Origin of the sequence: Streptomyces sp. NPDC006134, assembly GCF_040628835.1 — a bacterium.
Taxonomy (GTDB): domain Bacteria; phylum Actinomycetota; class Actinomycetes; order Streptomycetales; family Streptomycetaceae; genus Streptomyces.
The window spans coordinates 38,839-65,386 of record NZ_JBEXTV010000040.1 but is presented as its reverse complement, the minus strand read 5'-3'; the positions used below and the strand labels follow the sequence as shown (position 1 = coordinate 65,386).

The 26,548-nt window shown below is 71.7% G+C and carries 26 protein-coding genes and 3 pseudogenes; 16 read left to right on the top strand and 13 right to left on the bottom strand.

The window, feature by feature from the left end; genetic code table 11:
* Positions 1-8 precede the first annotated feature (8 nt).
* Entirely contained in the window at positions 9-914 is a 906-nt protein-coding gene (locus ABZ340_RS24590; protein WP_358783974.1) for a pyridoxal-phosphate dependent enzyme, read from the bottom strand.
* A gap of 33 nt (positions 915-947) precedes the next feature.
* Entirely contained in the window at positions 948-1,526 is a 579-nt protein-coding gene (locus ABZ340_RS24585) for an N-acetylmuramoyl-L-alanine amidase (protein ID WP_358783985.1), read from the bottom strand.
* Between the two features lie 336 nt (positions 1,527-1,862).
* On the opposite strand from ABZ340_RS24585, the gene ABZ340_RS24580 reads away from it, so the two are divergent.
* The 3 genes from ABZ340_RS24580 (at position 1,863) to ABZ340_RS24570 (ending at position 5,375) form a co-directional block, all read left to right on the top strand.
* Complete coding sequence (locus tag ABZ340_RS24580) at positions 1,863-3,269, top strand: family 2B encapsulin nanocompartment shell protein (protein WP_358783973.1); 1,407 nt, start codon at positions 1,863-1,865, stop codon at positions 3,267-3,269.
* A 123-nt stretch (positions 3,270-3,392) separates the two neighbouring features.
* Positions 3,393-4,541 carry a family 2 encapsulin nanocompartment cargo protein polyprenyl transferase gene (locus ABZ340_RS24575; protein ID WP_358783972.1) on the top strand — a complete coding sequence of 383 codons (1,149 nt, stop codon included), beginning with the start codon at positions 3,393-3,395 and terminating at the stop codon, positions 4,539-4,541.
* A gap of 210 nt (positions 4,542-4,751) precedes the next feature.
* The gene (locus ABZ340_RS24570; protein ID WP_358783971.1) at positions 4,752-5,375 is read left to right on the top strand and encodes a GNAT family N-acetyltransferase; all 624 of its coding nucleotides are present in this window, start codon (positions 4,752-4,754) and stop codon (positions 5,373-5,375) included.
* 118 nt (positions 5,376-5,493) lie between these two features.
* Here the strand turns inward: ABZ340_RS24570 and ABZ340_RS24565 are convergent, their stop codons facing one another.
* The 3 genes from ABZ340_RS24565 to ABZ340_RS24555 are packed head-to-tail and all read right to left on the bottom strand — an operon-like array spanning position 5,494 to position 7,751.
* The gene (locus tag ABZ340_RS24565; RefSeq protein WP_358783970.1) at positions 5,494-6,201 is read right to left on the bottom strand and encodes a phenylalanine--tRNA ligase beta subunit-related protein; all 708 of its coding nucleotides are present in this window, start codon (positions 6,199-6,201) and stop codon (positions 5,494-5,496) included.
* A gap of 35 nt (positions 6,202-6,236) precedes the next feature.
* Positions 6,237-6,884, bottom strand: coding sequence for an FMN-binding negative transcriptional regulator (locus tag ABZ340_RS24560; RefSeq protein ID WP_358783969.1), 648 nt, complete (start codon positions 6,882-6,884; stop codon positions 6,237-6,239).
* A gap of 30 nt (positions 6,885-6,914) precedes the next feature.
* Complete coding sequence (locus ABZ340_RS24555) at positions 6,915-7,751, bottom strand: DMT family transporter (protein WP_358783968.1); 837 nt, start codon at positions 7,749-7,751, stop codon at positions 6,915-6,917.
* A 116-nt stretch (positions 7,752-7,867) separates the two neighbouring features.
* On the opposite strand from ABZ340_RS24555, the gene ABZ340_RS24550 reads away from it, so the two are divergent.
* Both ABZ340_RS24550 and ABZ340_RS24545 read left to right on the top strand, forming a co-directional pair.
* Positions 7,868-8,452 carry an XRE family transcriptional regulator gene (locus ABZ340_RS24550; protein ID WP_358783967.1) on the top strand — a complete coding sequence of 195 codons (585 nt, stop codon included), beginning with the start codon at positions 7,868-7,870 and terminating at the stop codon, positions 8,450-8,452.
* 637 nt (positions 8,453-9,089) lie between these two features.
* Positions 9,090-9,270, top strand: a pseudogene (locus ABZ340_RS24545) (Lrp/AsnC ligand binding domain-containing protein); the annotation flags it as partial.
* A gap of 17 nt (positions 9,271-9,287) precedes the next feature.
* On the opposite strand, the gene ABZ340_RS24540 reads toward ABZ340_RS24545, so the two are convergent.
* Together ABZ340_RS24540 and ABZ340_RS24535 are read right to left on the bottom strand one after the other, a co-directional pair.
* Positions 9,288-10,244: a hypothetical protein gene (locus ABZ340_RS24540; protein WP_358783966.1), complete on the bottom strand. Its 957-nt coding sequence runs from the start codon at positions 10,242-10,244 to the stop codon at positions 9,288-9,290.
* 89 nt (positions 10,245-10,333) lie between these two features.
* The gene (locus ABZ340_RS24535; protein ID WP_358783965.1) at positions 10,334-10,759 is read right to left on the bottom strand and encodes a peptidase inhibitor family I36 protein; all 426 of its coding nucleotides are present in this window, start codon (positions 10,757-10,759) and stop codon (positions 10,334-10,336) included.
* 373 nt (positions 10,760-11,132) lie between these two features.
* On the opposite strand from ABZ340_RS24535, the gene ABZ340_RS24530 reads away from it, so the two are divergent.
* From ABZ340_RS24530 to ABZ340_RS24515, 4 genes are read left to right on the top strand one after another with little or no spacing between them, the layout of a single operon-like run.
* On the top strand, positions 11,133-11,501 hold the full coding sequence (locus ABZ340_RS24530; protein ID WP_358783964.1) for a hypothetical protein: 369 nt from the start codon (positions 11,133-11,135) through the stop codon (positions 11,499-11,501).
* A gap of 4 nt (positions 11,502-11,505) precedes the next feature.
* Positions 11,506-12,951 (top strand): peptidoglycan-binding protein, encoded by a 1,446-nt coding sequence (locus tag ABZ340_RS24525; protein ID WP_358783963.1) that lies wholly within the window; start codon positions 11,506-11,508, stop codon positions 12,949-12,951.
* Positions 12,948-13,691, top strand: coding sequence for an ABC transporter ATP-binding protein (locus tag ABZ340_RS24520; protein ID WP_358783962.1), 744 nt, complete (start codon positions 12,948-12,950; stop codon positions 13,689-13,691). Before ABZ340_RS24525 ends, ABZ340_RS24520 begins: the two co-directional genes overlap by 4 nt.
* Positions 13,688-14,929, top strand: coding sequence for an ABC transporter permease (locus ABZ340_RS24515; protein WP_358783961.1), 1,242 nt, complete (start codon positions 13,688-13,690; stop codon positions 14,927-14,929). Before ABZ340_RS24520 ends, ABZ340_RS24515 begins: the two co-directional genes overlap by 4 nt.
* A 345-nt stretch (positions 14,930-15,274) precedes the next feature.
* On the opposite strand, the pseudogene ABZ340_RS24510 reads toward ABZ340_RS24515, so the two are convergent.
* Positions 15,275-15,574: pseudogene (locus ABZ340_RS24510) on the bottom strand (NUDIX domain-containing protein); the annotation flags it as partial.
* Positions 15,575-15,596: 22 nt separating this feature from the next.
* Between ABZ340_RS24510 and ABZ340_RS24505 the strand changes: the two are divergent.
* Positions 15,597-16,740 (top strand): annotated as a pseudogene (locus ABZ340_RS24505) (site-specific integrase).
* A 7-nt stretch (positions 16,741-16,747) separates the two neighbouring features.
* Here the strand turns inward: ABZ340_RS24505 and sodN are convergent.
* Positions 16,748-17,143 (bottom strand): superoxide dismutase, Ni, encoded by a 396-nt coding sequence (gene sodN / locus ABZ340_RS24500; RefSeq protein WP_358783960.1) that lies wholly within the window; start codon positions 17,141-17,143, stop codon positions 16,748-16,750.
* Positions 17,144-17,288: 145 nt separating this feature from the next.
* Here sodN and sodX point away from each other — a divergent pair, with 145 nt between their 5' ends.
* The gene (sodX, locus tag ABZ340_RS24495; RefSeq protein ID WP_358783959.1) at positions 17,289-17,723 is read left to right on the top strand and encodes a nickel-type superoxide dismutase maturation protease; all 435 of its coding nucleotides are present in this window, start codon (positions 17,289-17,291) and stop codon (positions 17,721-17,723) included.
* Here the strand turns inward: sodX and ABZ340_RS24490 are convergent.
* Positions 17,627-18,256, bottom strand: coding sequence for a CGNR zinc finger domain-containing protein (locus ABZ340_RS24490; protein ID WP_358783958.1), 630 nt, complete (start codon positions 18,254-18,256; stop codon positions 17,627-17,629). The genes sodX and ABZ340_RS24490 overlap by 97 nt on opposite strands.
* Before the next feature lie 97 nt (positions 18,257-18,353).
* Between ABZ340_RS24490 and ABZ340_RS24485 the strand changes: the two genes are divergently transcribed.
* From ABZ340_RS24485 to ABZ340_RS24475, 3 genes are all read left to right on the top strand, one after another.
* A complete protein-coding gene (locus tag ABZ340_RS24485) occupies positions 18,354-19,124 on the top strand; it encodes a class I SAM-dependent methyltransferase (protein ID WP_358783957.1) in 771 nt (256 codons plus the stop codon).
* A gap of 173 nt (positions 19,125-19,297) precedes the next feature.
* Positions 19,298-19,786 carry a sigma-70 family RNA polymerase sigma factor gene (locus ABZ340_RS24480; RefSeq protein ID WP_358783956.1) on the top strand — a complete coding sequence of 163 codons (489 nt, stop codon included), beginning with the start codon at positions 19,298-19,300 and terminating at the stop codon, positions 19,784-19,786.
* Positions 19,783-20,556: a hypothetical protein gene (locus ABZ340_RS24475; RefSeq protein ID WP_358783955.1), complete on the top strand. Its 774-nt coding sequence runs from the start codon at positions 19,783-19,785 to the stop codon at positions 20,554-20,556. The genes ABZ340_RS24480 and ABZ340_RS24475 overlap by 4 nt, the downstream gene beginning before the upstream one ends.
* Before the next feature lie 67 nt (positions 20,557-20,623).
* Here ABZ340_RS24475 and ABZ340_RS24470 read toward each other — a convergent pair whose 3' ends face one another.
* The 3 genes from ABZ340_RS24470 to ABZ340_RS24460 are packed head-to-tail and all read right to left on the bottom strand — an operon-like array spanning position 20,624 to position 23,343.
* Positions 20,624-21,376: an amino acid ABC transporter ATP-binding protein gene (locus ABZ340_RS24470; protein WP_358783984.1), complete on the bottom strand. Its 753-nt coding sequence runs from the start codon at positions 21,374-21,376 to the stop codon at positions 20,624-20,626.
* Between the two features lie 17 nt (positions 21,377-21,393).
* A complete protein-coding gene (locus ABZ340_RS24465) occupies positions 21,394-22,332 on the bottom strand; it encodes an amino acid ABC transporter permease (protein WP_358783954.1) in 939 nt (312 codons plus the stop codon).
* Positions 22,333-22,368: 36 nt separating this feature from the next.
* Positions 22,369-23,343 carry an ABC transporter substrate-binding protein gene (locus ABZ340_RS24460; RefSeq protein WP_358783953.1) on the bottom strand — a complete coding sequence of 325 codons (975 nt, stop codon included), beginning with the start codon at positions 23,341-23,343 and terminating at the stop codon, positions 22,369-22,371.
* 681 nt (positions 23,344-24,024) lie between these two features.
* Between ABZ340_RS24460 and ABZ340_RS24455 the strand changes: the two genes are divergently transcribed.
* Together ABZ340_RS24455 and ABZ340_RS24450 are read left to right on the top strand one after the other, a co-directional pair.
* A complete protein-coding gene (locus ABZ340_RS24455; protein ID WP_358783952.1) occupies positions 24,025-25,269 on the top strand; it encodes an NADP-dependent malic enzyme in 1,245 nt (414 codons plus the stop codon).
* 297 nt (positions 25,270-25,566) lie between these two features.
* Positions 25,567-26,535 (top strand): zinc-binding dehydrogenase, encoded by a 969-nt coding sequence (locus ABZ340_RS24450; RefSeq protein ID WP_358783951.1) that lies wholly within the window; start codon positions 25,567-25,569, stop codon positions 26,533-26,535.
* The last annotated feature ends 13 nt before the right edge of the window (positions 26,536-26,548 follow it).

Below are 26,548 nucleotides of genomic sequence, written 5' to 3'. Positions count from 1 at the left end.
GGGCAGGATCACGCGCCCGGATCGGGGAAGGGGCGGCCGGTGACGACCGCCGCGACCGTGCTCCCGCGCGCGAAGGCGCCCTCCTCGGCCAGCGCGGTCAGGGCGTAGAGCAACTTGGCCACATAGAGACGTTCCACGGGCAGGCCGTGGCGCTGCTCGAAGTCCGCCGCGAAGGCGTCGAGTTCGGGCGGCACGCGCGCGTAGCCGCCGAAATGGAAGCGCTCCTCCAGCCGCCAGTCGCCGCGCGGACCGCCGAACGCCCGCTCCTGGAGTCGCCGTACGTCGCCGGCCAGGAAGCCGCCCTTGAGGACGGGTACGCCGAGCGCCCGCCGGCCGGGGGAGAGGCCGGCGGCCAGTCCGGCCAGCGTGCCCCCGGTGCCGCACGCCACGGCGACGACGTCGGCCTGGTCCCGCAGCTCCTCCCCGAGCGCCCGGCAGCCGCGCACCGCGGCGGCGTTGCTGCCGCCCTCGGGGACGACGTGGGCGTCCTCGGCGCCGCACGCGCGCAGGATCGCCGCCAGCGTCGCGGGCTCGGTCTTGCGGCGGTAGGCCGCCCGGTCGACGAAGTGCAGCCGCATGCCGTCGGCCGCGCAGCGGGCCAGGGACGGGTTGAGCGGCCGGTGGGCCAGCTCCTGGCCGCGGACCACGCCGACGGTGGGCACGCCGAGGAGGCGGCCCGCGGCGGCGGTGGCGCGCAGGTGGTTGGAGTAGGCGCCGCCGAAGGTGACGATCGGCCGGCCGGCCGCCGCCGCGAGGTTGGGGACGAGTTTGCGCCACTTGTTGCCGACCAGCTCCGGATGGATCAGGTCGTCGCGCTTGAGCAGCAGGCGGACACCGTGCCGGGCGAAGCGGTCGTCCGCCACCTCCAGCAGCGGGGAGGGGAGGCGGGGATGGAGGACGTCCGGGCCGGTCACGGCACCATTGTCGGTCACGTGCCGGTCATCTGTTCACTTCAGCCGGTCCCGGATCCGCCCCCGCATCGACGCCATCGTGAACCCGCGCGGGTCCACCTTGCCCGGCTGCCACTCCAGGTGCCCGATGACGGACCGCTCGTTCCACCCGTGGTGGCGGCAGACCGCCGCGGCGGCCTTCTCGATGGCCTCCAGCTGGGCGGCGGGCCAGGGGTCCTCGCCGTCGCCGAGGTTCTCGCACTCGAAGCCGTAGAAGTGCCGGTTGCCGTCGGTGTTGGCCTCGTTGTCCGGCGGCAGCCTCTTCTCGGCGATCACCGCGCGCAGCACCTCGTCGTCGCCGAACCCGGCGTGGTTGGCGCGGCCGTAGCCCACGAGGTGCACTCTGCCGTCTTTGGTGATCACGCCGTGGCACAGCGGCCCGGGCAGGCCCTCGTAGCCCTTGCGGCAGATCTCGACGGTGCGTGCGCTGCCCTTGGTCACGGTGTGGTGGATCATGACGCCGTGGACGGGGCCCCACGGTCCCTTGTGGTTGCGGTTGTGGTGCCGCCAGTCGCCGACTTCGACGACGGTGAGGCCCTCGGCCTTCAGTGCCTTCAGGAAACTGTTCGCGGACATGGGTTTCGCCATGGTCCGGCTCCTTCGTACGGGGCGACGGCCGCCCGGCGCGGCCCGCTCGTACCGGTGCCTATACCGAAAGTGAGCGATCGTTACTACCTGTTCGTGTCGTTCGCGTCCGTGTGCGAGCCGATCCGGACAGTGCGAAACCCCGGGCGCCGGGGGGCCGCCGGGCCGAGGCGGCCGGATGAGCGCCTATCTCTGCCCCCCTGGGCGGTGATCCATTCCCGCTCTTTCGGGTAATAGCACGATCGCGGACCGTCGTGAAGGCTGGGCCCTGCACATCGATGTCCGGGCGCGGGTGCGCACCGGGCATGACCGGGAGGGCAATTCCTTATGTCGGTAGGCGAAGAGGTCCGCACCGAGCAGGCCAGGCCGCAGCAGAGCCTTGGTACGGCGGCCGCGCGGAACCTGGCCACCACGACCAAGTCCGCACCCCAGATGCAGGAAATCAGCTCGCGCTGGCTGCTGCGCATGCTGCCCTGGGTCGACGTGAAGGGCGGGACGTACCGGGTGAACCGGCGCCTGTCCTTCGCGGTGGGCGACGGCCGCGTGACGTTCGTGAAGACCGGGGACCGCGTCGAGGTCGTCCCCGCGGAACTGGGCGAGCTGCCGGCGCTGCGGTCCTACGAGGACGAAGAGGTGCTCTCCACCCTCGCCCAGCGCTGTGAGCAGCGGGAGTTCGCCCCGGGCGACGTGATCGCCTCCTTCGGCAGCCAGGCCGACGCCGTCTACCTGCTGGCGCACGGCAGGGTCGAGAAGGTCGGCACCGGCCCGTACGGGGAGGACGAGTCCCTCGGCATCCTCGCCGACGGCGCCTACTTCGGCGACCAGGCACTGCTCGACGCGGACGCCATCTGGGAGTACACCGCCCGCGCGGTGACCGCCTGCACGGTCCTCGTGCTGCCCCGGCAGGAGGTGGAGCGGACCGCGGAGCGGGCCGAGTCCCTGGCCGAGCACCTGCGGCAGCGGCGCTCGATCCCGCAGCAGCGCACCAACAAGTACGGCGAGAAGGAGATCGACCTCGCCGCCGGCCACACCGGAGAGCCGGACATCCCGCACACCTTCGTCGACTACGAGGCCCGGCCCCGCGAGTACGAACTCAGCGTCGCCCAGACGGTCCTGCGCATCCACACGCGCGTGGCCGACCTCTACAACCAGCCGATGAACCAGACCGAGCAGCAGCTCCGGCTCACCGTGGAGGCGCTCAAGGAGCGCCAGGAGCACGAACTCGTCAACAACCGCGAGTTCGGCCTGCTCCACAACTGCGAGTACGACCAGCGGATCCAGCCGCACGACGGCGTGCCGAGCCCGGACGACATGGACGAGCTGCTCAGCCGGCGGCGCGGCACCAAGCTGTTCCTCGCCCACCCGCGCGCGATCGCCGCGTTCGGCCGTGAGCTGAACAAGCGCGGTCTCGTGCCGGAGACGATCGACATCGGCGGCAACCGCATCCCCACCTGGCGCGGCGTGCCGATCTACCCGTGCAACAAGATCCCGGTCACCGAGGCCCGTACGTCGTCGATCATCGCGATGCGTACCGGCGAGGAGGACCAGGGCGTCATCGGCCTGCGGGCCACCGGCATCCCCGACGAGATCGAGCCGAGTCTGTCGGTGCGCTTCATGGGCATCAACGAACAGGCCGTCATCAAGTACCTGGTGACGGCCTACTACTCGGCCGCGGTGCTGGTCCCGGACGCGCTCGGCGTGCTGGAGAACGTCGAGATCGGCCGCTGGCAGTGATCGATTCCGCTCCGCATGCCGTGTCCCCGCCCTCCGGGGCGGGTAAGCCCTCGGCGTACGTGCGCACAGACCGTAAGAGCGCCACGGTCCGCTCACTGCCGAAGGGGGCCCATGGGTGAACCCATGACGGAGACGAAGCAACGCACCACCGACGCGCGCCGTCCCACCGGCGCGCCGGCCGGTCACCGGCCCGTCGGGGGGCACCGGGACGACGGGGGGCACTGGGACGACGGAGAGGGGCCCTTCGACGGGTACGAGGCGGAGACGCTGCTGCACCGCGCCCGGGAGGTGGTCGACCCCGAGCTGCGGGCGGCGATCGCGACGCTGCCGGAGTCGATGCGCCGGGTCGCCCTCTACCACTTCGGCTGGGAGCACGCGGACGGCACCCCGGCGGCGGACAACGCGGGCAAGGCGATCCGCCCCGCGCTCGTCCTCGCCGCGGCCGCCGCGCTCGGCGGGCCCACGGCCCGGTCGGCGGCCGTACGGGCGGCCGCGGCGGTGGAGCTGATCCACAACTTCACCCTGCTCCACGACGACGTGATGGACCGCGACGCCACCCGCCGCCACCGGCCCACCGCCTGGACCGTGTTCGGTGACGACGACGCGATCCTCGCGGGGGACGCCTTGCAGGCACTGGCCCTGCGGCTGCTCGCCGAGGACCCGCATCCCGCCTCCGCGGCGGCGGCCGCCCGGCTCGCGCAGTGCGTCCTGGAGCTGTGCGCCGGGCAGCACGCGGACACGGCCATGGAGCGGCGCGCGCCGGGCGAGGTCACCCTCGACGAGGTGCTCGCCATGGCCGAGGCCAAGACCGGCGCGCTGCTGGGCTGCGCCTGCGCCCTCGGCGCGCTGTACGCGGGCGCCGGGGCCCGGGACGTCGACGCGCTGGACGCGTTCGGCCGCGAGGCCGGGCTGGCCTTCCAGCTCATCGACGACGTCATCGGCATATGGGGCGACCCGCACCGCACCGGCAAGCCGGCCGGAGCGGATCTCGCCGCCCGCAAGAAGTCCCTCCCGGTGGTCGCCGCGCTCACCTCCGGCACCCCGGCCGCCGCCGAACTGGCGGAGCTGTACGGGGCCGACGGCGCCGGAGAGGAGGATCTGGAGCGGACCGCGCTGGCCGTGGAACGGGCGGGCGGGCGCGACTGGGCGCAGACCCAGGCGTCCGACCGGATGGCCCGCGCGATGCACGAACTGGCCCGCGCGGTGCCCGACCCGGAGGCGGCGGGCGGACTGCTCGCGCTCGCCGAGTTCGTCACCCGGCGCAGCACCTGAGCGCCCGGCCCCGGATCCCGGAGCCCTGCCAGGGCCGTACGGCACCTGACCGGCGTACGGCCGCACCGCCCAGGGCTCCGGCCCGGCGGGCCCCGCACTGCCCCACGATGTGCGGGGCCCGCCCCCTGTGTCCCGGCCGCCTCCGTCGTGCCCGCCCGCTAGTCTTCAACGGCCAGAGGGAGAAAGTCAGTTGAGGGGAGAGGTGGGGACATGGGTGTGGTGATCCGCACGGCGGGGGAGGGCGACCGGGAGCTGGTCGTCCGGTTGCTGGACGACGCTTTCCAGGACGACCCGGTCAGCGGCTGGGTCTTCCCCGGTGACGCCTACCGGCGTGCGACGCACCACCGGCTCATGGCCGCTTTCACCGATCTCGTGCTCGCCGAGGGGCGCATCGACGTCACCGAGGACGGCGCGGCCTGCGCGCTGTGGCTCTCCGTGCCCGCCGACGACCACGCCGACGGCGCGGGCGGCGACGGGGCGGACGACGACGGTCCGGCCCGGTTGCGCGCGGCCGTCGACCCGGACAACGAGCGCGTCGAGCTGATCGGCCGGCTGACGGCCGGCGTCCATCCCTCCGGCCGGGCGCACGCGTACCTGTGGATGATCGCGGTCGCCCCCGGGCGGCAGGGCGAGGGCCTCGGCACCGCACTGATCGAGTCGGTCCTCGACCGCTGCGACCGCGAGGACCTGCCCGCCTACCTGGAGGCGAGCAGCGACCGCAGCCGCCGGCTCTACGAACGCCTCGGCTTCACCCTCACCGGCCGGCCCCTCGACCTGCCGGACGGCCCCCGCATGTGGCCGATGTGGCGCGAGCCGCGCCGGCCGGCCCGCTGAGAGCGGCCCGCTGAGAGCGGCGCGCTGGGAGCGGCCCACTGGGAGCGGCGCGCCTGGGCGGCTCCTCCCGCGGCGCGACGGCACGGCGGGGGCGGTGGCCCGGGACCGGGCGCAGGTCTCAGACGGTGGCCTCGGGCTGTGCGGGGCCGAGGTGGTGCACGGCGGTCCGGTCGGCGTGCGGGGCGAGCAGGCCCAGCAGCTCGTCGGCGGCGGCCTTCACGAGGTCGCCGTCGCGGGGGGCGTGGAGGGTCTCGAGGACGAAGGCGACGTGGGTGGAGTCCTCGGTGACACGGGTCCGGTGGGCGTCGCGGTGGTTCCAGTGGCGGGTCAGGACGATGTCGGTGTCCGCGTAGACGATCTCGCCGGGCTTGGGGTGCTCGACGGTGTCCGGTTCGCCGAGCGGGGTGAAGGTCTCGGTCCCGTCCGCGTGGCGGATGTCGACGTCGCCGGTGACGTGGGCCAGGTCGAAGGCACCGGCGGGCAGGCCGTGGCGGACCGAGACGGCGTTGTAGGAGTCGACGGCCGGGTTGATGCGCGGCAGGCTCCCCTTCTTGGCGAGGCGGCGGCCGAGCGCGTCGACGCTGGGGCGGACGCGGCGGGGATTGGTGCCGAAGGAGCGGTAGGCGGTGTGCCACGCCTCGATGCGCGGGTCGCTCTCGTCGGCGGGCCGCCAGGTGCCGTCGGCGAGCTGCCGCTCCAGGTCTTCCAGGGCGGCGGTGGTGCCGGGCCAGGGCTCGTGGCCGCGCAAGCCGGTGGCGGTGACCACGGCGATGAGGGTGCCGGGGAAGGCGTCGGCGACGGCGGGGGCGAGGCGGAAAGTGGTCATGGGCGGTGTCCGTTCGTGTGTCGGGGCGGGATCGGTCAGGGCTTCCAGGGGCCGGTGCGGTCCAGTCGGCGGAGCTGCCGGCGAGCGGCCGGCACGTCCAGGCCCCGGCCGCGTTCGGTGAGGCGGCCGGCGACGTCGGCGCGCTGTTCGACGGGCTTGTGGTCGTCGTACGTGAACTTGGCCCTGACGTCGGTGACGTCCAGCCGCAGGCCGCGGATGCCGGACAGCATCCGCCCGTAGGGGGACCGGCCGACGGCGACGGGGGCGTGGTCGCCGTCGGGCTGGAAGTGGGCGAGCCGGCGGCGCAGCAGTTCGGCCTTGGCCTCGGGGCCGTCGACGATGTGGGCGCGGCAGGTGAACTGGACGGCCGTGCAGGAGCTGGTGGGAACGCCGTCGGTGGGCGGGGTGCCGGCCCGGGCGCGCCAGGGGCCGGAGACGAAGGCGTAGTCGCCGAAGACGGTGAACAGGACGTTCGGGTCGTGTTCGATCGTCTGCCAGACCGGATTGGGGCGGGCGAGGTGGATCAGGAGGTGGCCGGCGCCGCCGGTGAAGTGGGTGGGGACGGCGACGGGCGCCCGGCCGGGCGGGCCGTTGACGCTGAGGAGGCCGAAGTCGTGTCCGTCGGCGATCCAGGTCTGCCACTCGGCTTCGTCCAGTCCGGCGTCCCGGGGCTGGATGAACATGCGGTGCTCCTTGCAGAGGCGGGGCGGGGTTCAGGCGAGGGCGAGGAGGCTGACGGCGACGGCGGCGGTGCCCAGTCCCACGAGCTGGCCGCGGTGGACGCGCTCGGCCAGGACACCGCGGGCGAGCAGGACGGTGCCGGCCGGGTAGAGGGCGGTGATCACGGCGACGACGGCGAGGTCCCCGCTGCGGGCGGCGAGCAGGAACAGCAGGTTCGCCACCGAGTCCAGCACGCCCGCGGCGGCCGACATCGCGTACGCGGGCCGCTCGGAGCCCAGCCTGCGGCGCATCAGCCCGGCCGCGGCCAGGGTGACGGCCGAGGAGACCGCCCGGCCGATGATCAGCGGGGCCACTCCGCTGTCGGACGGCGCCTGGTGCAGGAAGACCAGTTGCAGGGCGATGGCGGCGCCCGCGCCGAAGGCCAGCAGCAGCGCGGTGCGCGACGGGCGTGCCGTCCCGGCGCCGTGTCCGGCGCTGACCAGGACCACCGCCGCCAGCGCGAGTGGCAGGCCCACCAGGCCGGCCAGGCCGAGGTGCTCGCCCTGGAGCAGGCCCACGCCGACGGGCAGCACGGCGGACACCAGCGCGGTCACGGGCGACAGCACGTTCATCGGGCCGATCGCCAGCGTGCGGTAGAGCAGCGCGAACGCGGCCGCCGAGGCGACACCGGACGCGGCACCCCAGGCGAGAGCGCCCGCGCCGAACGAGGCGCCGAGCACCGGCCACAGCAGCAGCTCGACCGCGAGGGAGGCCGGAGCGGCGATCATCACGGTGCGCAGGACGTGGGCCTTACGGGCGCCGAGGCCGCCGAGGAAGTCGGCGCATCCGTAGGCGAGGGAGCTGCCCAGGGCCAGCAGCAGAGCGATCACGGTGCATCCCTTACTATCAATGGAACGACCGCACCGTACAACGCACCGACCGGCGGGTGTCAACCAAACGACCGTGTGGTGCAGTGCAGTGGCCCACTCTTGAGGATGGTGATCGGATGGCCGAGACGGCCGCAGCCCTGCGGGCGCTCGCGCACAACGTCAGGGCGGCCCGCACCCGCGCCGGCCTGTCCCTCGACGAACTCGGCCGGCGGGCACAGGTCAGCAAGGGCGCCCTGGTGGCGCTGGAGAAGGCCCAGGGCAACCCCAACTTCGCCACCCTGGTCCGGCTGGCCGACACCCTCGGCGTCTCGGTCTCCGCCCTGATGGAGGGACCGGCCGAAGGGCGCGTCCGCGTCGTGGCCGCCGATGCCGTGGCGCCGCTGTGGACCGGGGAGCGGGGCAGTGAGGCCCGGCTCATGCTGACGACGTCGGGCCCGGCCCCGGTCGAGGTCTGGCGCTGGCGGCTGGAGCCCGGCGAGGAATACCCCAGCCACCCCCACCAGGCCGGGGTCGTGGAAACCGTCAGCGTCACCGCAGGCCGGATGACCCTGGTCGTCGACGGCACCGAATACCCCGTCGAAGCCGGGCAGACCGCCGCCTTCGACGGCGACACCCCGCACACCTACCGCGGCGCGGGCACCGAGAGCTGCCACCTGGTCATGACGGTCCATCTGCCGCCCGGTCCCGCCTCCACGGCCTGACGGCTCCCTCCGCGAGGCGCGGCGGCGGTCGTCCGGCCGTTGCCCGGCTGGTCGTCCGGACTGGTCGTCCGGGCTGGTCGGGGGCTCTCACGGACCGCCCGGTCCGGTGCCGGCGGACGCTGCCGGGCGAGCCGTTCGCGTCCGTACCCGGCGCCGGCCAGGGCGTCCCCGGCCGGGACCGGGCATCCGGGGAGGAAGGCCGGCGGCCTTTGCGGGCCCGTTTTCCTCCGCACCCGGCGCGCGGGGAGCGGGCGCCGGCCGTCCTGGCCTCGTCTCCCCGACGTCTCCCCATGGGTCCTGAAACGCCGGAACGGCCCGGCCGCTTCCCGCGGCCGGGCCGTTCCGTTCGCCGTTCCGGCCTGCGATGGTGCACCGATCGCGGGTCGTGGAGGCGGAGCGCCGGCTCAGGCCTTCTTGGCCTCCTGGCGATGGGGTGGGTCGGTGCCCTGCGGCGATGGTGGCCGCAGGGCCCTGAACTGGCCTTTTGGTGATGGGTGGTGATGGGGTGCGACTGTCTCGAGCGGATGTCCTGCGGACTGTGTGCGGACTGCTCGCGATCCAGTGGCAGGCAGCTCGTGCTTGGGGGAGCCCCTAGCCTCGACTTGTCCCACACCGCCATGGCCGTCGGCGCTTCGGAACTCACCGCCCGCCCGAGGTCCGGGAGGCGCACCACGTGGTCGGCGAGGACTGCTGGGTCCTCAAGGTCGCCGTCACCGACACCATCCACCTGGCGCAGGTCCCGGAGCAGATCTCCGCCTTCGGGTCGTTCCGTCTCCCCGGTGGAACGCAAGCCGCTGCTGCCGCACGAAGGCGCTTGAGCCGTCCCTGAGGCGCCTCAGCCGGTCAGCTTCGCAGCGAGCCGGAGTCGCTCGTCGAGTTGGTCCTTCGCCAGCTTCAGGGTCTCGGCGTTCTTCTCGACGGCGCGCTGCTCGTAGGCGGACAGCACGGCGTAGTGGACGCCGATCAGGTTGACCCGATGCTTGCAGACCACGTCGGTCTTGGCCGCGTTGACGGCCTGAGCGCTGGAGCGCGCGCCGTCGAAGCCGAGCTCCTTGGCCGCGTTGTGCGGGTCACGTGCCTTGTACCCGGACTTGGCCATGCAGTCGGACCACTTCTGGTTGACCGCGCGCACGCGGGAGTCCCCGCGGTACTCCGAGTCGGCCTGATTGCGCAGATTGAAGACGTAGAGCAGGTCGACGCTGCCCGGCTTGGGGGCGTACAGCTTGAGAAAGGACTCGCGGATGCAGCCGCCGACCGGGATCCGCTGATTGTTGACCTTGGTCGTGCTGCCGCCCTGGCGCTCGGCTTCCTCCTGGCTGGCCGGCAGGTGCTTGGGATCCTGCGCGTCCCCCATGAGCGCGAGCTCGGCGGACTTGCTCAGCGTTCCCCGGCCCGTGTCCGGTGGGTCGGACCGGGCGGTGCGCGGGTTGCGGTAGCCGTACTGTGAGGCCGTCTTCAGGTCGCTCACCCCGAACCGGCGGGAGTTGCCCTGCGGGCCCTGTGGCGGGTCGTCCTGCTTGTCCTGGTAGCGGAAGCCGAAGCGGGCCATGCACTGGGACGTGAGGACCCCCTGTGCCCGGCCCAGGGTGCGGCTCTGCTCGTCCGTCGCCTCATAGGCGTCGAGCGGGAACTTGAGCGCCGTCGCCTCGGTGAGGGTGGGGATCGAGGTCACCTGTGGCTCGGCCCCGCCGTCGGCGCGGGAATCGGTGTCGGAGCACCCGCTGAGCAGGACGACGGCCCCGAGCACGCTGACCCAGGGCAGAGTGCGGCGGCTTGTGGGTGACGAAAGCATGATGGTCCTCGGGTGATGTGCGAAAGCCTTGTGGCGGGCGGCGCGCAGGGACCCCGTTGCGCCGCCCGCCACGTGCACCGTCGTGGCGATCAGTGGGCGTCGTACGGGAACGCCGAGGAGATCTCGTTCTTGAAGGTGCTGCTGGCGTCACCGGCGTAGCCGGCGGGCAGGGTGCCTTCCGCGCCGTCGCCGTCGGCGTCCGTGTAGACCCACCACGTCTCGTTGTCACGGTTGCGGTAGGAGGCCGTGTTGTCGTTGGTGCTCTGGCCGATGCCGTTGCAGGTGCCGCTCACCTTCCAGAACGTGTCACCCGAGAAGTTCCAGTCGGAGTTCGCGAGGTCGAAGACGCAGCCGAGCTGACCGGAGTTGTAGTACAGGCCGAACTCGTACGCCTCCAGCGCACCGTCCTTGGTGAGGGCGGATGCGCTCGGAGCCGACGCGAGACCGATGCCGGCGACGGCTGTCACGGCCAGCGCCATTCTGGAGAGCCGGCGCACAGTGGTGCTGTTGTTCATGGAAACCCCCCACGTGAGTGACCCGGTTCCGAGGGCTGTCGGACCCAAACGGGGTCAATTAGACGGGAGTTGAGGAAGTCATGTCTAGGGTTTTCTGTTCTTCACACCTATGGGATGATCGCGAAGATGTCGTCGGGGTAATGGATCCTTCTGGTGGACGACCTCGGCGGACCGCGTGACTGTCTGCCACCTTCTGTGGCTTTCTTCCTCTCTTGTTCGGGATCTTGGGGGTCTGTCCATGTATGACGTGCGCACGGTTTCGCGCCGTGGCCGTCGCGCCGCCGCCGCGGTGCTCCTCGCGGCCGTTGCCGTCGGGTGTTCCGGTTCCGGGACGCCCGAGGCGAGCGACTCCCCGGCGCCAAGCAGTCAGGAGGTGGCCTACTTCGGCTGCCTCGAGCAGCACGGCGTCACCCTGGAGCGGCGGGACGACGGCCAGCTCCGGGTGGACAAGGACGCGACCGCCAAGGACCCCGATTCCCTGACCCGCGCCGAAGCCGCCTGCAAGGACCGGGTGCCACCACGGCGCGACGAGAAGCCGTCCGCGAAGACGCTGGCGGCGAGCAAGGCGTTCAGCGCCTGCATGCGCAGGCAGGGGTTCGCGGACTACCCCGACCCCGATCCGGAGACCGGCGACACCCGTCTCCCGGCCAGCGTCCAGAGCAAGGGGATGGATCGGCTGCGGGCCGCCCAGCGCTCGTGTGCGCCCGGGGCCGGTTCCGACAGCGGCGTGCTCGGCGGGTGAGCGGATGACCGGACGCCAGGAGGACGCGGCGAAACCGGCACCGCGCAGTGACGTGGCGCGGCGTCGGCGGTGGGCGCTGGCGGTCGCCGGTACGGCGCTGGCCCTGACCGTCGGTGGGGTACTGGTCGCCGGCACCGTCAAGTCGCCGGCGCAGGCCGCCGCTGACGCGGGCCCGCCTCGGGCCGATGTGCTCACCGCCCCGGTGGAGCACCGCGTGCTGGTCACCTCCGTCATCACCCGCGGCCAGGTGACGGCCGAACAGTCCCTGCGGATCAAACCACAGGTCGGGGCGGGCGAGGGGGTCACGGCCCCGGTGGTGACGCGGCTCCCCGTGCGCCAGGGCGAGGCCGTGCGGAACGGCAAGGTCCTCGTCGAGGTGAGCGGACGGCCGGTCATCGCCCTGCAGGGCTCGCTGCCCTCGTATCGGGATCTGCGCCCGGGCGCGTCCGGCGACGACGTACGCCAGTTGCAGACCGCTCTCGGGCGTCTCGGCCACCAGACGGGTCAGGACAGGAAGGGCTTCTTCGGCGCCGGTACCAAGACCGCTCTCGCGGCGCTCTACGCCGCCGTCGGTTATGACCCGCTGCCCGCACAGGACGACGAGGGCGCGGCGCTCACCGCTGCCCAGGAGGCCGTGAAGCAGGCCGAACGGGCTCTGGAGGACGCACGCGAGGCGGGCACGGGCGCGGACGCGGGCCAGAGCGGAGCGGCCGGCGGCAGGAGCGACTCCGACCGTGCCGTGCGCCGAGCAGCCGAGGACCTGGCCGCCGCCCGAAAGGCACTGGCGAAGGCCGAGGCCGCCTCGGGTCCCATGCTTCCCGCCGGCGAGGTCGTCTACCTCGGCAGCTTCCCGGGACGACTTGACGCCGTGCAGGGGAAGGTCGGCAGTGAGGCCGCGCAGACCTCGCTCACCGTGTCGGCGGGACGGCTGCTCGTCCAGTCGTACGTGCCCGAGTACCAGAAGGGGCTGCTGCGCCCGCAGCAGCGGGTGGAGATCCACTCCGAGCTGACCGGCGTGACCGCCTCGGCACGGGTCGCCTCGGTCGCTGCAACCCCCACCGAGCCGCCTCAGAATGAGGCGGAGGGGGCGCAGACCGGACCCGAGACGTCCGGCTACCTGGTGGAGGTGGTTCCGGACCGCCCGCTGGACGAACGCCTCACCGGGCAGGACGTACGACTCACCATCGAGGCGGCCTCCACCGGGACGAAGGCGCTCGTGGTGCCCATCACCGCACTCAGCTCCGGGAGCGACGGCAGGACGGTGGTCACCGTGGTCACCGGCTCCGGCGACCGGCGCCGGGTCGAGGTACGCCCCGGCACGACCGGAGACGGCTACGTCGCCGTCACCCCATTCGGCGGCGGCCGGCTTCGAGCGGGTGACGAGGTCGTCACCGGAATCGCCCACGCCACGACGGACGGCTCCACAGGAACGGTCGGCGACGGGACATGACGCTCGACGCCCCGGCGCTCCCGCCCGACGATCGCCCGCCGGTCATCGAATTCCGGGACGTCGGTCTCACCTACCCCGGAACGCCGCCGGTCGAGGCCCTGAAGCCCTGCCGGCTCACCGTGACCGCAGGATCCTTCCTGACCGTGGTGGGCCCTTCGGGATCCGGCAAGTCCACCTTCCTCAATATTCTCGGCCTGCTGGACGCGCCCTCCACCGGCACGTACCTCCTCGACGGCATCGACACCGGGGCACTGAAGGACACCGAGCTCACAGCTCTGCGCGGGCGTCGTCTCGGCTTCGTCTTCCAGGCGTTCCATCTCCTGCCGCACCGCAGCGCCCTGGAGAACGTCGCGCTCGCCATGCTCTACAACGGCGTGCCGCGCAAGGAGCGCGACGGCCGCGCTCTTGCCGCGCTGGAACGCGTCGGACTCGGGGACCGGGCCCATGCCGTCCCGACCACGCTGTCCGGCGGCGAGCGGCAGCGCGTCGCCGTCGCGAGGGCCCTCGTAGCCCGCCCGTCGGTGCTGCTGTGCGACGAGCCGACCGGAAACCTCGACACGGCCAACGCCCGTTCCGTGATGGCGTTGTTGAGAGAGCTGCATGAGGACGGCATGACCATCGTCGTGATCACCCACGACCCGGAGGTCGCTGCTCAAGGCGGCCGTACCCTCGCAATCCGGGACGGGGTACTGGAGGAGACACCTCCTGCCGTACCGCTCAGGACGGGAGCACGATCGTGATCCGTCGCCGTGGACTCCTGGTGCCGCCGTCGGTGTTCGGGTGGCGGGACCTGCTGGCCGAGGCTCTCGCCGGGATGCTGCAGAGGCCGGCCCGCTCCGCGCTCACCGCGCTCGGGACGGTGCTCGGCGTGGGCGCCTTCGTGGCGATCCTGGGCCTGACCGCCACCGCTTCCTCGCAGATCGATGCGCGCTTCAACGCCCTGACAGCGACGGAGGTCACCGTCCAGGACGTGGCCCGGGAACACAACGAGTTCGCCGGTCCCGCCTTCCCGGACGACGCCGAAGCGCGCATCGAGCGGCTCGCCGGAGTACGTGACGCCGGGGTGTACTGGCCGGTGAACCTGCCGCCGACCACTGCCGTCCGCTCAGCACCCGTGACCGGACCGGGCGGAGCGGCCGACAGCGAGTACGTCGAGGTGGTGGCAGCGTCTCCCGGCGTGCTGCGGGCCGCCGCCGCCTCGGTCGTCGAGGGCCGGCTCTACGACGACTACGCCGCGCAGAGGTCCCAGCCGATCGCCGTCATCGGCCGCGGCGTCGCCGCCCGGCTGGGCATTACCACGCTGCAGACCCGTCCGGCGGTGTTCATCGGGGACCAGCCGTTCACGGTCGCAGGCATCATCGGCGGTACCGAGCGCAAGGCGGACCTGCTGCTGTCCGTGGTCGTCCCGCACCGTACGGCGATGCGCATGTGGGGACCACCGGACGAGGGCGCCGCCATGCTGATCGCCACCGATCTCGGCGCGGCCCGCCAGATCGCGGACGAGGCCCCCACCGCGCTGCGCCCCGATCACCCGGAGTACCTCAAGGCGGTGCCCCCGCCGGATCCGCGCGCTCTGCGCGGCAGCGTGAGCAGCGATCTGAGCCAGCTGTTCCTCGTGCTCGCCGCGATCTGCCTGGTGATCGGCGCCGTGGGCATCGCCAACACCACCCTGGTGGCAGTGCTTGAGCGCACTGCGGAGATCGGCCTGCGGCGGGCGCTCGGCGCCCGGGGACGCCACATCACGGCGCAGTTCCTCGCCGAGTCGGGCGTGCTCGGCGCGCTCGGTGGACTGGTCGGCACCTCGATCGGCGTGCTCACCGTGGTGACGGTGGCCCTCGTCCGGGACTGGACGCCCGTAGTTCACCCCGCCACGGTCGCGGCGGCGCCCGCTATCGGCCTGGCCACCGGACTGCTGGCCGGGCTGTACCCCGCCTGGCGGGCGTCCCGCATCCAGCCCGTGGAGGCCCTCAGACGCTGAGCCGGCGCATGGCAGCCGCCTCACAACTCCCTCGACAAGGGTTCTGCCGGGGCGTTCGGATGAAGGGACTCGCGGCGCGTGTCGGTCCGCGCTCGAAAGCGGAGGCATGGAGGCAAGAGGACAGCAGGACGGCTTTGCCTCTCCATGACAAAGTGAAGGCCGCCGTGCTCAGGAAGAACTTCACGGTCGTGGCGGATGAGCAGGCCCGTGGCCGGGGGTGACGGTGTACGAGCAGACCGGCCGATCGCCGGGGCGGGAGTCCGCCGGAGATCGACGTGTGGTTCGTGAGCCGGCCGGGGCAGGAGGCTGCCCAGGCCGTGCGGCGTGCGATGCTCGGCACCAGCTCCAGCCGTCCAGGGAGACCTGCGGCCGGCCACTCAGGTGGCAGTGGAGGGCGCCGGCTGTGGTGCCGACGAAGTTCTCAGGGATGGTGTCCGCGTCGACCCAGCGGACATGGGCGTGTTTGCGCGGCTCGCGGTTTTCGGGTTCGCCGGTCCATTCATGGGCGGCGAAGACGACGGTGAGGAAGCCGTTGGGCGCTTCGACGCCCCCGGCGCCGTGAATGATGTGGGCGACCTTGAAGGCCTCCGGCTTCACGGTCAGGCCGGTCTCTTCGTACAACTCGTGTACGGCGGTTTCCGTGAGGGCTCTTGGAGCCGGCGTCAAGATGAACCGGACGGCGGCCTCCAACGGTAAATGGCGGGCCCGCTACCGCGACCTCGACGGCAAAGAGCACGCCCGCCACTTCGAGCGGAAGCTCGACGCCCAGTGCTGGCTCGACGAGGTCACGGCCAGCATGGTCACCGGCCAGTACGTTGATTTCCGCACCGGCCGCGTGACGTTCGAGAAGTACGCCGAGAAGTGGGAAGGCCCGCTCATCGCGAGCGAGGCGGGCGAGCGCATCACCGACAACGCGCTCCGGCTCCACCCCGCACCGGCGCTGGGTGTCCGCTCCATGGCGGCGATATGCCGCAACGACAGACAGGTGCTCTTCAAGCACCTGTCCGGCCAGCTCGGCCCCGGCAGTGTGCGGAACGTCTACGACGTCCTCGTACGCGTCATGACAGCGGCCGTGGACGACAAGGCCATCGCCTCCAGTCCGTGCCGCCGGATCACCCTCCCGGCCAGGCCGGACGAGGAAGTCACCCCGCCCGCGGTCGAGCAGGCCGAGGCGATGGCGCGGGTGATGCCGCCGTACATCCGCGCGGCGATCGTCACCCTGGCCGGATCAGGGCTGCGCATCGGTGAACTGCTCGGCCTGAAGGTGTCGGACGTCGACTTCAAGGCCGGCACCATCCGCGTCGAGCGGCAGCGGCTCCAGCCCGGGAAGATCGGCCCGCCGAAGACTGCCAAGTCCCGGCGTACGGTCCCGGTAGGCGAGGTCGTCGCCGACGCGCTCCTCGCCGCGCGTCCCGCCCAAGGAGTGGCTGTTCACGATGGAGGAGAGGGAGCCGCTCGACCATCGGCGGTGGAGGGCCGAGTGGAATGGGGCTCGAAAAGCGCTTCGGGCGGGCCGGGAACGGGGTCGCCGGACGCGAGGGCCGTAAGGCCGTCGAGCTGCCGCACATGGTCACCCACGACCTGCGGCACTTCTACGCCTCCGCGCTCATCGCCGGCGGCGCGAGCGTCAAGCAGGTGCGGATGGTCCTCGGGCACGCGTCCGCCGTCATCACGCTGCGGATCTACGTGCACCTGTGGCCGGGCGAAGAAGACCGCACCCGGGCCGTCACGGACGCCGTGCTCGGCGGCCTGCGGACCGGGTGCGGACAGCTAAGCAGCGCGACTGCGAAAGCGCAGGTCAGGCAGCCTAGGCTGCGATCAAGCCTTCTTGGTCTCCCAGAAGATCTTGTCGATCTGGGCGATGTAGTCCAGCGCCTTCTGGCCGGTGGCCGGGTCGGTCGACGCCTTGGCGGCCGACAGGGCCTTCAGGGTGTCGTTGACCAGCTGGTGCAGCTCCGGGTACTTCTCGAAGTGCGGAGCCTTGAAGTAGTCGCTCCACAGCACGGAGACGTGGTGCTTGGCGAGCTCCGCGCGCTGCTCCTTGATGACCGTGGCACGCGCCTGGAAGTGCGGGTCGTCGTTGGCGGCCATCTTCTCCTGGACGGCCTTCACCGACTCCGCCTCGATGCGGGCCTGGGCCGGGTCGTACACACCGCAGGGCAGGTCGCAGTGCGCGCTGACCGTGACCTTGGGGGCAAACAGGCGGGAAAGCATGGAGCAATCCTTCCTCGTGATCGTCTTCTCAGGGGGGACATTACTCCCTGGGAGACGTGTTTTCGCGGGTGCCCCCGTGGGCTTAGGACAAAAGTCCGGGGTGAGACTGGGACTGGTGGAGGAAAGACCGGGGAGGTGCCGGGTGATGCCGGAGCTGTCGCAGGGGACCGAACGCCCGAGGGGTGCGTTGCCGTTCGGGCCGGCCGAGGTGACGGGGCCGTCGATGGTGCCCACGCTGTACCACGGGGACCGGCTCCTGGTGCACTGGGGCGCCCGGGTCAGGCCGGGTGACGTGGTCGTGCTGCGGCATCCCTTCCAGCAGGACCTGCTCGTCGTCAAGCGGGCCGCCGAGCGGCGCGAGGGCGGCTGGTGGGTGCTCGGGGACAACGCCTACGCGGGCGGGGACAGCACCGACTACGGGGTCGTCCCCGAGGAGCTGGTGCTCGGCCGGGTCCGCTTCCGCTTCCGGCCGCGCAAGCCCGCTCAGCGCTCCCCGTTCGCGCTGGTCGGCTGGGCGCTGTCGGCCGTCAGGCCCGTGCTGTCGGGCCGGTCCGCCTCCAGGCGTTTGCGGGCGCGGTAGGCCGCCACGTTGGCGCGGGTGGCGCAGCGGTCGGAGCAGTAGCGCCGGGAGCGGTTGGTGGAGGTGTCCAGGTAGGCGTTGCGGCAGGGGGTCGCCCGGCACAGGCCGAGGCGGTCCACGCCGTACTCCGTCAGGTGGAAGGCCAGGCCCATCGCGGCGATGGCGGTGTAACCGGCGGTGGCGTTCGACGGGTGGTCCGCCAGGTGCATGTGCCACAGGGGGCGGCCGTCGTCGTCGCGGAAGTCGTGGCCGGAGATCTGCGGGCTCACCGGGAACTCCAGCAGCAGGGAGTTGAGCAGGTCCACGGCGAGGGTCTCGTCGCCGCCGTCCGCCGCCTCGAAGACCGCCCGCAGCCGCGCCCGGACCGACCGGAAGCGGGTGACGTCGGCGTCGGTGGCGCGCCGGGCCGCCGACCGGTTCTCGCCGAAGAGTCCGCGGACGGCCTCGACCGAGGTCAGGGAGTCCTTGCCCCGGATCGGTTCCTCCGTGTTGACGAGGCGTACGGCGTAATCCGAGTAATAGGCCAGTTCCACTTGTAGTCCTTACGGAGGGGCTCTATGGTCGTGCCTGCGCTCGGTAACAGCCGAACGCGCTTCCAGGGTATTACGTGACCTAGGTGAGGGAGGTTCGATGACGGACGCGGACACCACCACGGCCGCCGCCGACTGGCAGGCCTGGCAGGAGAGCTGGGACCGGCAGCAGGAGTGGTACATGCCGGACCGCGAGGAACGCTTCCGGATCATGCTCGACATGGTCGAGGCCCTCGTCGGCCCCGCCCCGCGCGTGCTGGACCTCGCGTGCGGCACGGGAAGCATCACGGCCCGGCTGCTCGCGCGGTTCCCGGAGGCCACCAGCACCGGCGTCGACCTCGACCCGGCCCTGCTCGCCATCGCCCGGGGCACCTTCGCGGGCGACGAACGGGTCACGCTGGTCACCGCCGACCTCAAGGACCCCGACTGGACGGCGAAGCTGCCGCACGACACGTACGACGCCGTGCTGACCGCGACCGCGCTGCACTGGCTTCACCGGGAACCCCTCACCGTCCTCTACGGCCGGGTCGCGGAGCTGGTCCGCGACGGCGGTGTCTTCATGAACGCGGACCACATGATCGACGAGACGACGCCCCGCATCAACGAGGCCGAGCGCGCCCAGCGGCACGCGCGCATGGAACAGGCCAGGCGGGACGGCGCCCTCGACTGGGCCGAGTGGTGGCAGCTCGCGGCCGAGGACCCGGTCCTCGCCGGACCGACGGCCCGGCGCTTCGAAATCTACGGCGAGCACGCCGACGGCGACATGCCGTCCGCCGCGTGGCACGCGCGCGTGCTGCGCGAGAAGGGCTTCGGCGAGGTGCGGCCGGTGTGGTGCTCCCCGTCCGACACCCTGCTGCTCGCCCTCAAGTAACCCGGTCCCGGGCAACCCCAGTTCCGAGCAAACCCGGTCCCGGACGCCCCCTGTTCGACGGTCACGAGGCGGTACGGAGAAATCCGTGCCGCCTCTTCCGCGTCCTGTCCGGCCCCCCAACGCACTGGAAGGGGTGAGACGGTCCGTACCCGGTGGGCCGGGAAGGGGGAGGGATGACGCGGGGCGCAGAAGCGGCTCTGCACGCCTTCGTCGAGGGCAGACGCACGGCGCTGTTCCGCAGTGCCTATCTGCTGTGCGGCAACCGCGACGAGGCGGAGGACCTCGTCCAGACGACGCTGGTGAAGGTCGTTCTCGGCGCGCGCCGGCACGGACGGCTGGAGAACATCGAGGCCTTCGCGCGCAGGACGCTGGTCAACACGTACATCTCGGCCCGCCGCCGGTTCTGGCGGCGGGAGCAGGCGTACGGCGATGTGCCGGACCGCCCGGCGCACCTGGTGGACAGCGACACCGGGCTGATGGTGCGGACCGCTCTCGCGGGGCTCGCGCCCAAACAGCGGGTGGTGCTCGTGCTGCGCTACTGGGAGGACCTCAGCGTGGCCGCCACCGCCGAGCTGCTCGGGATGCGGGAGAGCACGGTCAAGAGCCACACGGCGAGGGGACTGGCGGCGCTGAGGGCCGCGGTGCGGGAGGAGCACGTATGAGCGAGTGGGGGACGGGGGAGGACGGCGGTGAGGTGCGCGCGCTGCTGGGCCGGGCCGTCGAGACGGTCCCGGTGCCGGCCGGGCGCGGCAGCGAGGCCGTCTTCGCCCGGGCGGCACGACTGCGCCGGCGGCGCCGCGCGGCGGTGACCGGGGCCGCCGCGGCGGCGGTCGCGGCGGCGGTGGTCCTGGGGTCCGGCGTACTGCCCGGCCCGTCGGGAGGGAACGTGGCCGCGTCACCGGCCGGCGGCGGCACCGGCACCGGCGCCGCCGGATTCGCCGGGCTGCTGCCCCCGGGAACCGGCGAGGTGCGCGAGGTGTCGCTGCCGCGCCTGATCAAGCAGGTGCCCGACGCGGAGCCGCCCGAGGACGTGGGGCCCTACGACGGGGAGTACGCCGTCGAACGGAACGGCGGGACCGGGTACCTCGTCGTCCGGGTACGCGCCCCGGGGGCCCCGTGGAAGACGGACCCGGCCGAGGACCCGTGCACCGTCGACGGCGGAGCCGACCGGCGGGACTGCACGACCGAGCGGCTGCCCGACGGGTCCCGGCTGTCCGTCTGGGAGTCCGTCCAGGACCCCGACGACGGAGGGCGGCCCCAGTGGGGACCGGAGCTCGCCGCGCGCCTGCTCCTGAAGGACGGCACGGTACTGGACATCCGTGACTCCACGGGCTTCCGGGGCACCGGCGAGCAGGGCCCGCTGCTCAAGACGTTCCCCCTGACCCGGGCGCAGCTGCGTGAGCTGGCGCTGCGGCCGGAGCTGCTGCCCTGAGCCAGGGGAACGGGGAGAGGGAAGGGGCGGTACGGATCTCCCGTACCGCCCCTCGCCGCCGGTGCCGTCAGAGCACCTTGGACAGGAACGCCTTCGTCCGCTCGTGCTGCGGGTCGGTCAGGACGTCGCGCGGGTTGCCGGACTCGACGACCACGCCGCCGTCCATGAAGACCAGGCTGTCGCCGACCTCCCGGGCGAAGCCCATCTCGTGGGTGACGACGACCATCGTCATGCCGGTCTCGGCCAGGTCGCGCATGACGTCGAGGACGTCGCCGACCAGCTCCGGGTCCAGGGCCGAGGTCGGCTCGTCGAACAGCATCAGCTTGGGTTCCATGGCCAGCGCCCGGGCGATCGCCACGCGCTGCTGCTGGCCGCCGGAGAGCTGCGAGGGGTAGTTGCCGGCCTTGTCGGCCAGGCCCACGCGCTCCAGGAGCTGCATCGCGTGCTCCTTGGCCTGCGCCTTGCTCACGCCCTTGACCTGCACCGGCGCCTCCATGACGTTCTCGACGGCCGTCATGTGCGGGAACAGGTTGAAGCGCTGGAAGACCATGCCGATGTCCCGGCGCTTGAGGGCGACCTCGCTGTCCTTGAGCTCGTAGAGCCGGTCGCCCTTCTGGCGGTAGCCGACCAGCTCGCCGTCGACGTACAGGCGGCCGGCGTTGATCTTCTCCAGGTGGTTGATGCACCGCAGGAAGGTCGACTTGCCGGAGCCGGAGGGGCCGATGAGGCAGAACACCTCGCCCGGCTTCACCTCCAGGTCGATGCCCTTGAGGACCTCGACCTGGCCGAAGGACTTGTGGACGCCCTCGGCCTTGACCATGGCGGGGGAGGACTGCGTCATGCCGTGACCCCCTTCGGGCGGCGCGTGGGAAGAACGGCGGCCTTGAAGCGCTGCAGCGGCGTCGGCGGCAGGGTGCGGCTGGAGCCGCGGGCGTAGTACCGCTCGACGTAGTACTGCCCGACGCTCAGGACCGAGGTCATGATCAGGTACCAGGCGGCGGCGAGGAAGTACATCTCCACCGTCGAGCCCGCGTTCTGGCCGATGTCCTGGGCCTGCTTGAAGAGGTCGGCGAACTGCACCGCCGAGACCAGCGAGGTGGTCTTCAGCATGTTGATGACCTCGTTGCCGGTGGGCGGCACGATCACCCGCATCGCCTGCGGGATCACGATCCGGCGCAGCGTCTTCGCGTGGCTCATGCCGAGCGCGTGCGAGGCCTCCGTCTGGCCCTCGTCGACCGAGAGCAGACCGGCGCGGCAGATCTCGGCCATGTACGCGGCCTCGTTGAGCCCCAGGCCGAGCAGCGCCGTCAGCAGCGGCGTCATGAAGGACGACCAGTAGTCCTTGTAGATCGGGCCCAGATTGATGTACTCGAACACCAGGCCGAGGTTGAACCAGACGAAGAGCTGGACCAGGACCGGCGTACCGCGGAAGAACCAGATGTAGAACCAGGCGACCGACGAGGTCACCGGGTTCTTCGACAGGCGCATCACGGCGAGCAGGACGCCGCCGGCGATGCCGATCGCCATCGACAGCACCGTGAGCAGCAAGGTGTTCCAGACACCGTCGAGGATGCGGTCGTCGAAGAAGTAGTCGGGGACCGCACCCCAGTTGATCTTGCCTTGGGCGAAGGCGTAGACGACCGCGCCCAGGAGGGCGAGTGCGACGGCCGCGGACACGTACCGCCCCGGGTGCCGGACCGGTACGGCCTTGATGGCCTCCGGTCCGGCGGGGGGCGTCGCGTCGGGACCGTTCGTCTTGCTGACGTCGACAGTCACGGGTGGAACCTTTCGGGCCGGGACGAACGGGGCGGGTCAGGAGCCGCCGTTGATCTTGGCCTCGGTGACCGCGCCGTCCGCGACGCCCCACTTGTCGATGATCTTCTTGTACTCGCCGTTGTCGATGACCGCCTGGACGGCCGCCTGCAGCGCGTCCCGCAGCTGGGTGTTGTCCTTGGCGACGGCGATGCCGTACGGGCCCGCCTCGACCTGGTCGCCGACGATCTGGAAGTACTTGCCGCCGCCGGAGTTCTTCACGGAGTACGCGGCGATCGGGAAGTCGGCGGAGACGACGTCCGCGCCCTTGGAGCGCATCCGGGTCTCGGCCTCGGGGTTGGTCGCGAAGTCCTCGATCTTCAGGGCCTTCTTGCCGTCCTTCTCGCACTTGTCCGCCTGCTCCTTGGCGAGGTCGTGGGAGAAGGTGTTGCGCTGCACGGCCATGGTCTTGCCGCACAGGTCGTCCCAGGTCTTGATCCCCTGGTCGTCGCCCTTGTTGGTGTAGAGCGAGACGCCCGCGGTGAAGTAGTCGACGAAGTCGACGCCCGCGCCGACCTTCTTGCCGGTGTCCTCGTCGATGCCCTCCTGGCGCTCCTTGGTGTCGGTCATGGCCGACATGGCGATGTCGTAGCGCTTGGAGGCGAGCCCGCCGATGAGGGTGTCGAACGTGGCGTTCTGGAACTCGAACTTCACGCCGAGCTGCTTGCCCAGCGCCGCGGCGAGGTCCGGGTCGATGCCGACGACCTTGCCGGAGCCGTCCTTGAACTCGACCGGGGCGTAGGCGATGTCGGAACCGACCCTGATGACGCCCTTGTCGCGGATGGCCTGCGGCAGCTTGCCGGCGAGCGGAGCCGCGTCCGCCGACGCGTTCGTGCCGCCGGACTCCTTGTCCTTGGTGTTCTTGGTCTGGTCACCGCATCCGGTGAGCAGCAGGGCGCCTGCGACCGCGATCGCACCGACCACTGCTGTCCGGGAGTGCGCTGCGGTCGTACGACGGGTGGAGCGTGCGGTCATGGTGGTTCCTCCGGCGGATGGGTGGACGTGCCGATGGGACGGGGCGCCCGCCGAGCGGGCCCGGCGGGTGCCGTGCCGTGGGCCGACGGGAGCACACGGCGGTCGACTGGCGCACACACCTTCGAGTGTCGCGACCTCGTGTGATGACGGCATCTTGCCATTCGGACTGAGCCGTTCAGGGGGCTCGTCATGTCAAAATCGGATAACGGGTGCCACCTCGAACCCCAACAGGTCGGTACAACGCGACCGAACCCTTCCGGTGATCGATCGCTCCGACAGGAAGATCTGCGGCGCGTCTCAGGATGCGGACATCCTCGGGTCCGCTCGCCCTTCTCCGGGTCTCCCTTTCGTGGACTTGTCAAGAGCTCGGCGGAACCTTGTCCGGATGTCGGGCTATGAGGGATGTCACCGGCATATGACGTCGTCGTGATCCCGGGGTGACCTGCGGGTGACCTTCGGCGTCCGTGATGTGAGCTTGCTCCGAATGGACTCGTCGGCGGGGGCGTCCGTCGGGTAAGAAGGTTCTTTACACCCCTCATCCGGGGCTCAGGGCGCGTGTGCGGCGCGCCCGTCGCGCAGGCGCTCGCGCGCATCCGACGGTCAGGGCCTTGCGCGGTCCCGCCCGCTCCTCACCAGGAGTGGACAAACCCTCACGACAAGAAAAGCTAAGGGGTAAACGAAGTGGCAGCGGAGATCGTCAATCCTCGCAGCGCGAGCAGTCAGGAGAACGACAAGAGCAACAAGGGCCAGGAGGGCGGTGCGGAGCCCCTGGACTCCTTCGATCCGGCGTTCGCGCTGCACCGCGGCGGCAAGATGGCCGTGCAGGCCACCGTGCCGGTCCGGGACAAGGACGACCTGTCCCTGGCGTACACGCCGGGCGTCGCGAAGGTGTGCAGCGCGATCGCCGAGCAGCCGGAATTGGTCCACGACTACACGTGGAAGTCGTCGGTCGTGGCGGTCGTGACGGACGGTACGGCCGTCCTGGGGCTCGGGGACATCGGGCCGCAGGCCTCCCTCCCGGTGATGGAGGGCAAGGCCATCCTGTTCAAGCAGTTCGGCGGCGTGGACGCCGTTCCGATCGCGCTGGACTGCACGGACGTGGACGAGATCGTCGAGACGGTGGTGCGGCTCGCGCCCTCGTTCGGCGGCGTGAACCTGGAGGACATCTCGGCGCCGCGGTGCTTCGAGATCGAGCGCAAGCTCCAGGAGCGGCTGGACATCCCGGTCTTCCACGACGACCAGCACGGTACGGCGGTCGTGACGCTGGCGGCGCTGCGCAACGCGGCGCGGCTGAGCGGGCGGTCGCTGGGCGAGCTGCGGGCGGTGATCTCGGGCGCGGGCGCGGCCGGTGTCGCCATCGCGAAGATGCTGGTGGAAGCCGGTGTCGGGGACGTGGCGGTGACCGACCGCAAGGGCATCGTGTCGGCGGACCGGGACGACCTGACGCCGGTGAAGCGGGAGCTGGCCGAGTTCACGAACAAGGCCGGGCTCACCGGATCGCTGGAGACCGCCCTGAAGGGCGCCGATGTCTTCATCGGCGTCTCCGGCGGTACGGTGCCGGAGACGGCGGTGGCGTCGATGGCCGAGGGCGCGTTCGTGTTCGCCATGGCCAACCCGAACCCCGAGGTGCACCCCGACGTCGCGCACAAGTACGCGGCGGTGGTGGCGACCGGGCGGTCGGACTTCCCCAACCAGATCAACAACGTGCTGGCGTTCCCCGGCATCTTCGCCGGCGCCCTGCAGGTGCGGGCGTCCCGGATCACCGAGGGCATGAAGCTCGCGGCGGCGGAGGCGCTGGCCTCGGTCGTCGGGGACGACCTCGCGGCGGACTACGTCATCCCGTCGCCGTTCGACGAGCGGGTCGCGCCGGCGGTCACGGCCGCGGTGGCGGCGGCCGCGCGGGCGGAGGGCGTCGCCCGGCGGTGAGCCGGTGTCGTGACGTGGCATCGTGAGCACGGTGCCGTGCCATGACGTGGCACCGTAAGCCGGTGCCGTGATGTGACGTGATGTGCCGAGGACGGCTTCGCCCGGGTGGGCGGGGCCGTCCTTTTCGTGGCCGGCCCTTTCGTGACCGTCCTTTTCGTGACGGTCCTTTTCGTGACGGTCCTTTTCGGGACGGTCCTTTTCGTGGGAGGGGCGTGGTGCGCGGGCGGTCCGCAAGAGGGCGTGTCTCACAGGACCGGACGGTTCCGGACGGCGGGCGCGGACCCTATCGTCAAGGTCATGTTCGCTGTCTACGCCGCCCGAATCGACCGCGACCGGCCGCTGTCCGGCCTGGAACTGGGGGAGCGTCCGGCCCCCGAGGCCCGCCCCGGCTGGAGCGTCGTCCATGTCAGGGCCGCTTCCCTCAACCATCACGACCTGTGGACCCTGCGCGGGGTCGGCATCACGGAGGACCGGCTGCCGATGATCCTCGGCTGTGACGCCGCCGGGGTCGACGAGGACGGCAACGAGGTCGTCCTGCACTCCGTCATCGGGCAGACCGGGCACGGGGTCGGGCCCGGGGAACCCCGCTCGATCCTCACCGAGCGCTATCAGGGCACGTTCGCCGAGCGGGTCGCCGTGCCCACGTGGAACGTGCTGCCCAAGCCGAAGGAGCTGTCGTTCGAAGAGGCCGCCTGTCTGCCGACGGCGTGGCTGACGGCGTACCGCATGCTGTTCACCAACGCCGGGGTGCGTCCCGGTGACTCCGTGCTGGTGCAGGGGGCCGGCGGCGGTGTCGCCACGGCCGCGATCGTGCTCGGCAAGGCTGCGGGGCTGCGGGTCTTCGCCACCAGCCGGGACGAGGCCAAGCGGAAGCGGGCCGTGGAGCTGGGGGCGGTGGAGGCGGTGGAGCCGGGTGCCCGGCTGCCACAGCGGGTCGACGCCGTGATCGAGACCGTGGGGGCCGCCACCTGGTCGCACTCGGTGAAGTCGCTGCGGCCCGGCGGCACGCTCGTCATCTCCGGGGCGACGAGCGGCGATCGGCCCTCGCACGCCGAGCTGACCCGGATCTTCTTCCTGGAGCTGAAGGTCGTCGGGTCGACGATGGGGACCAAGGACGAGCTGGAGGACCTACTGTCCTTCTGCGCCGCCACCGGTGTCCGTCCCGTCATCGACGAGGTGCTCCCGATGGAGCGGGCCCGTGAGGGCTTCGAGCGGATGGAGTCCGGGGAGCAGTTCGGCAAGATCGTGCTGGCGTCGGCCTCCTGACGTAGCGTCACCG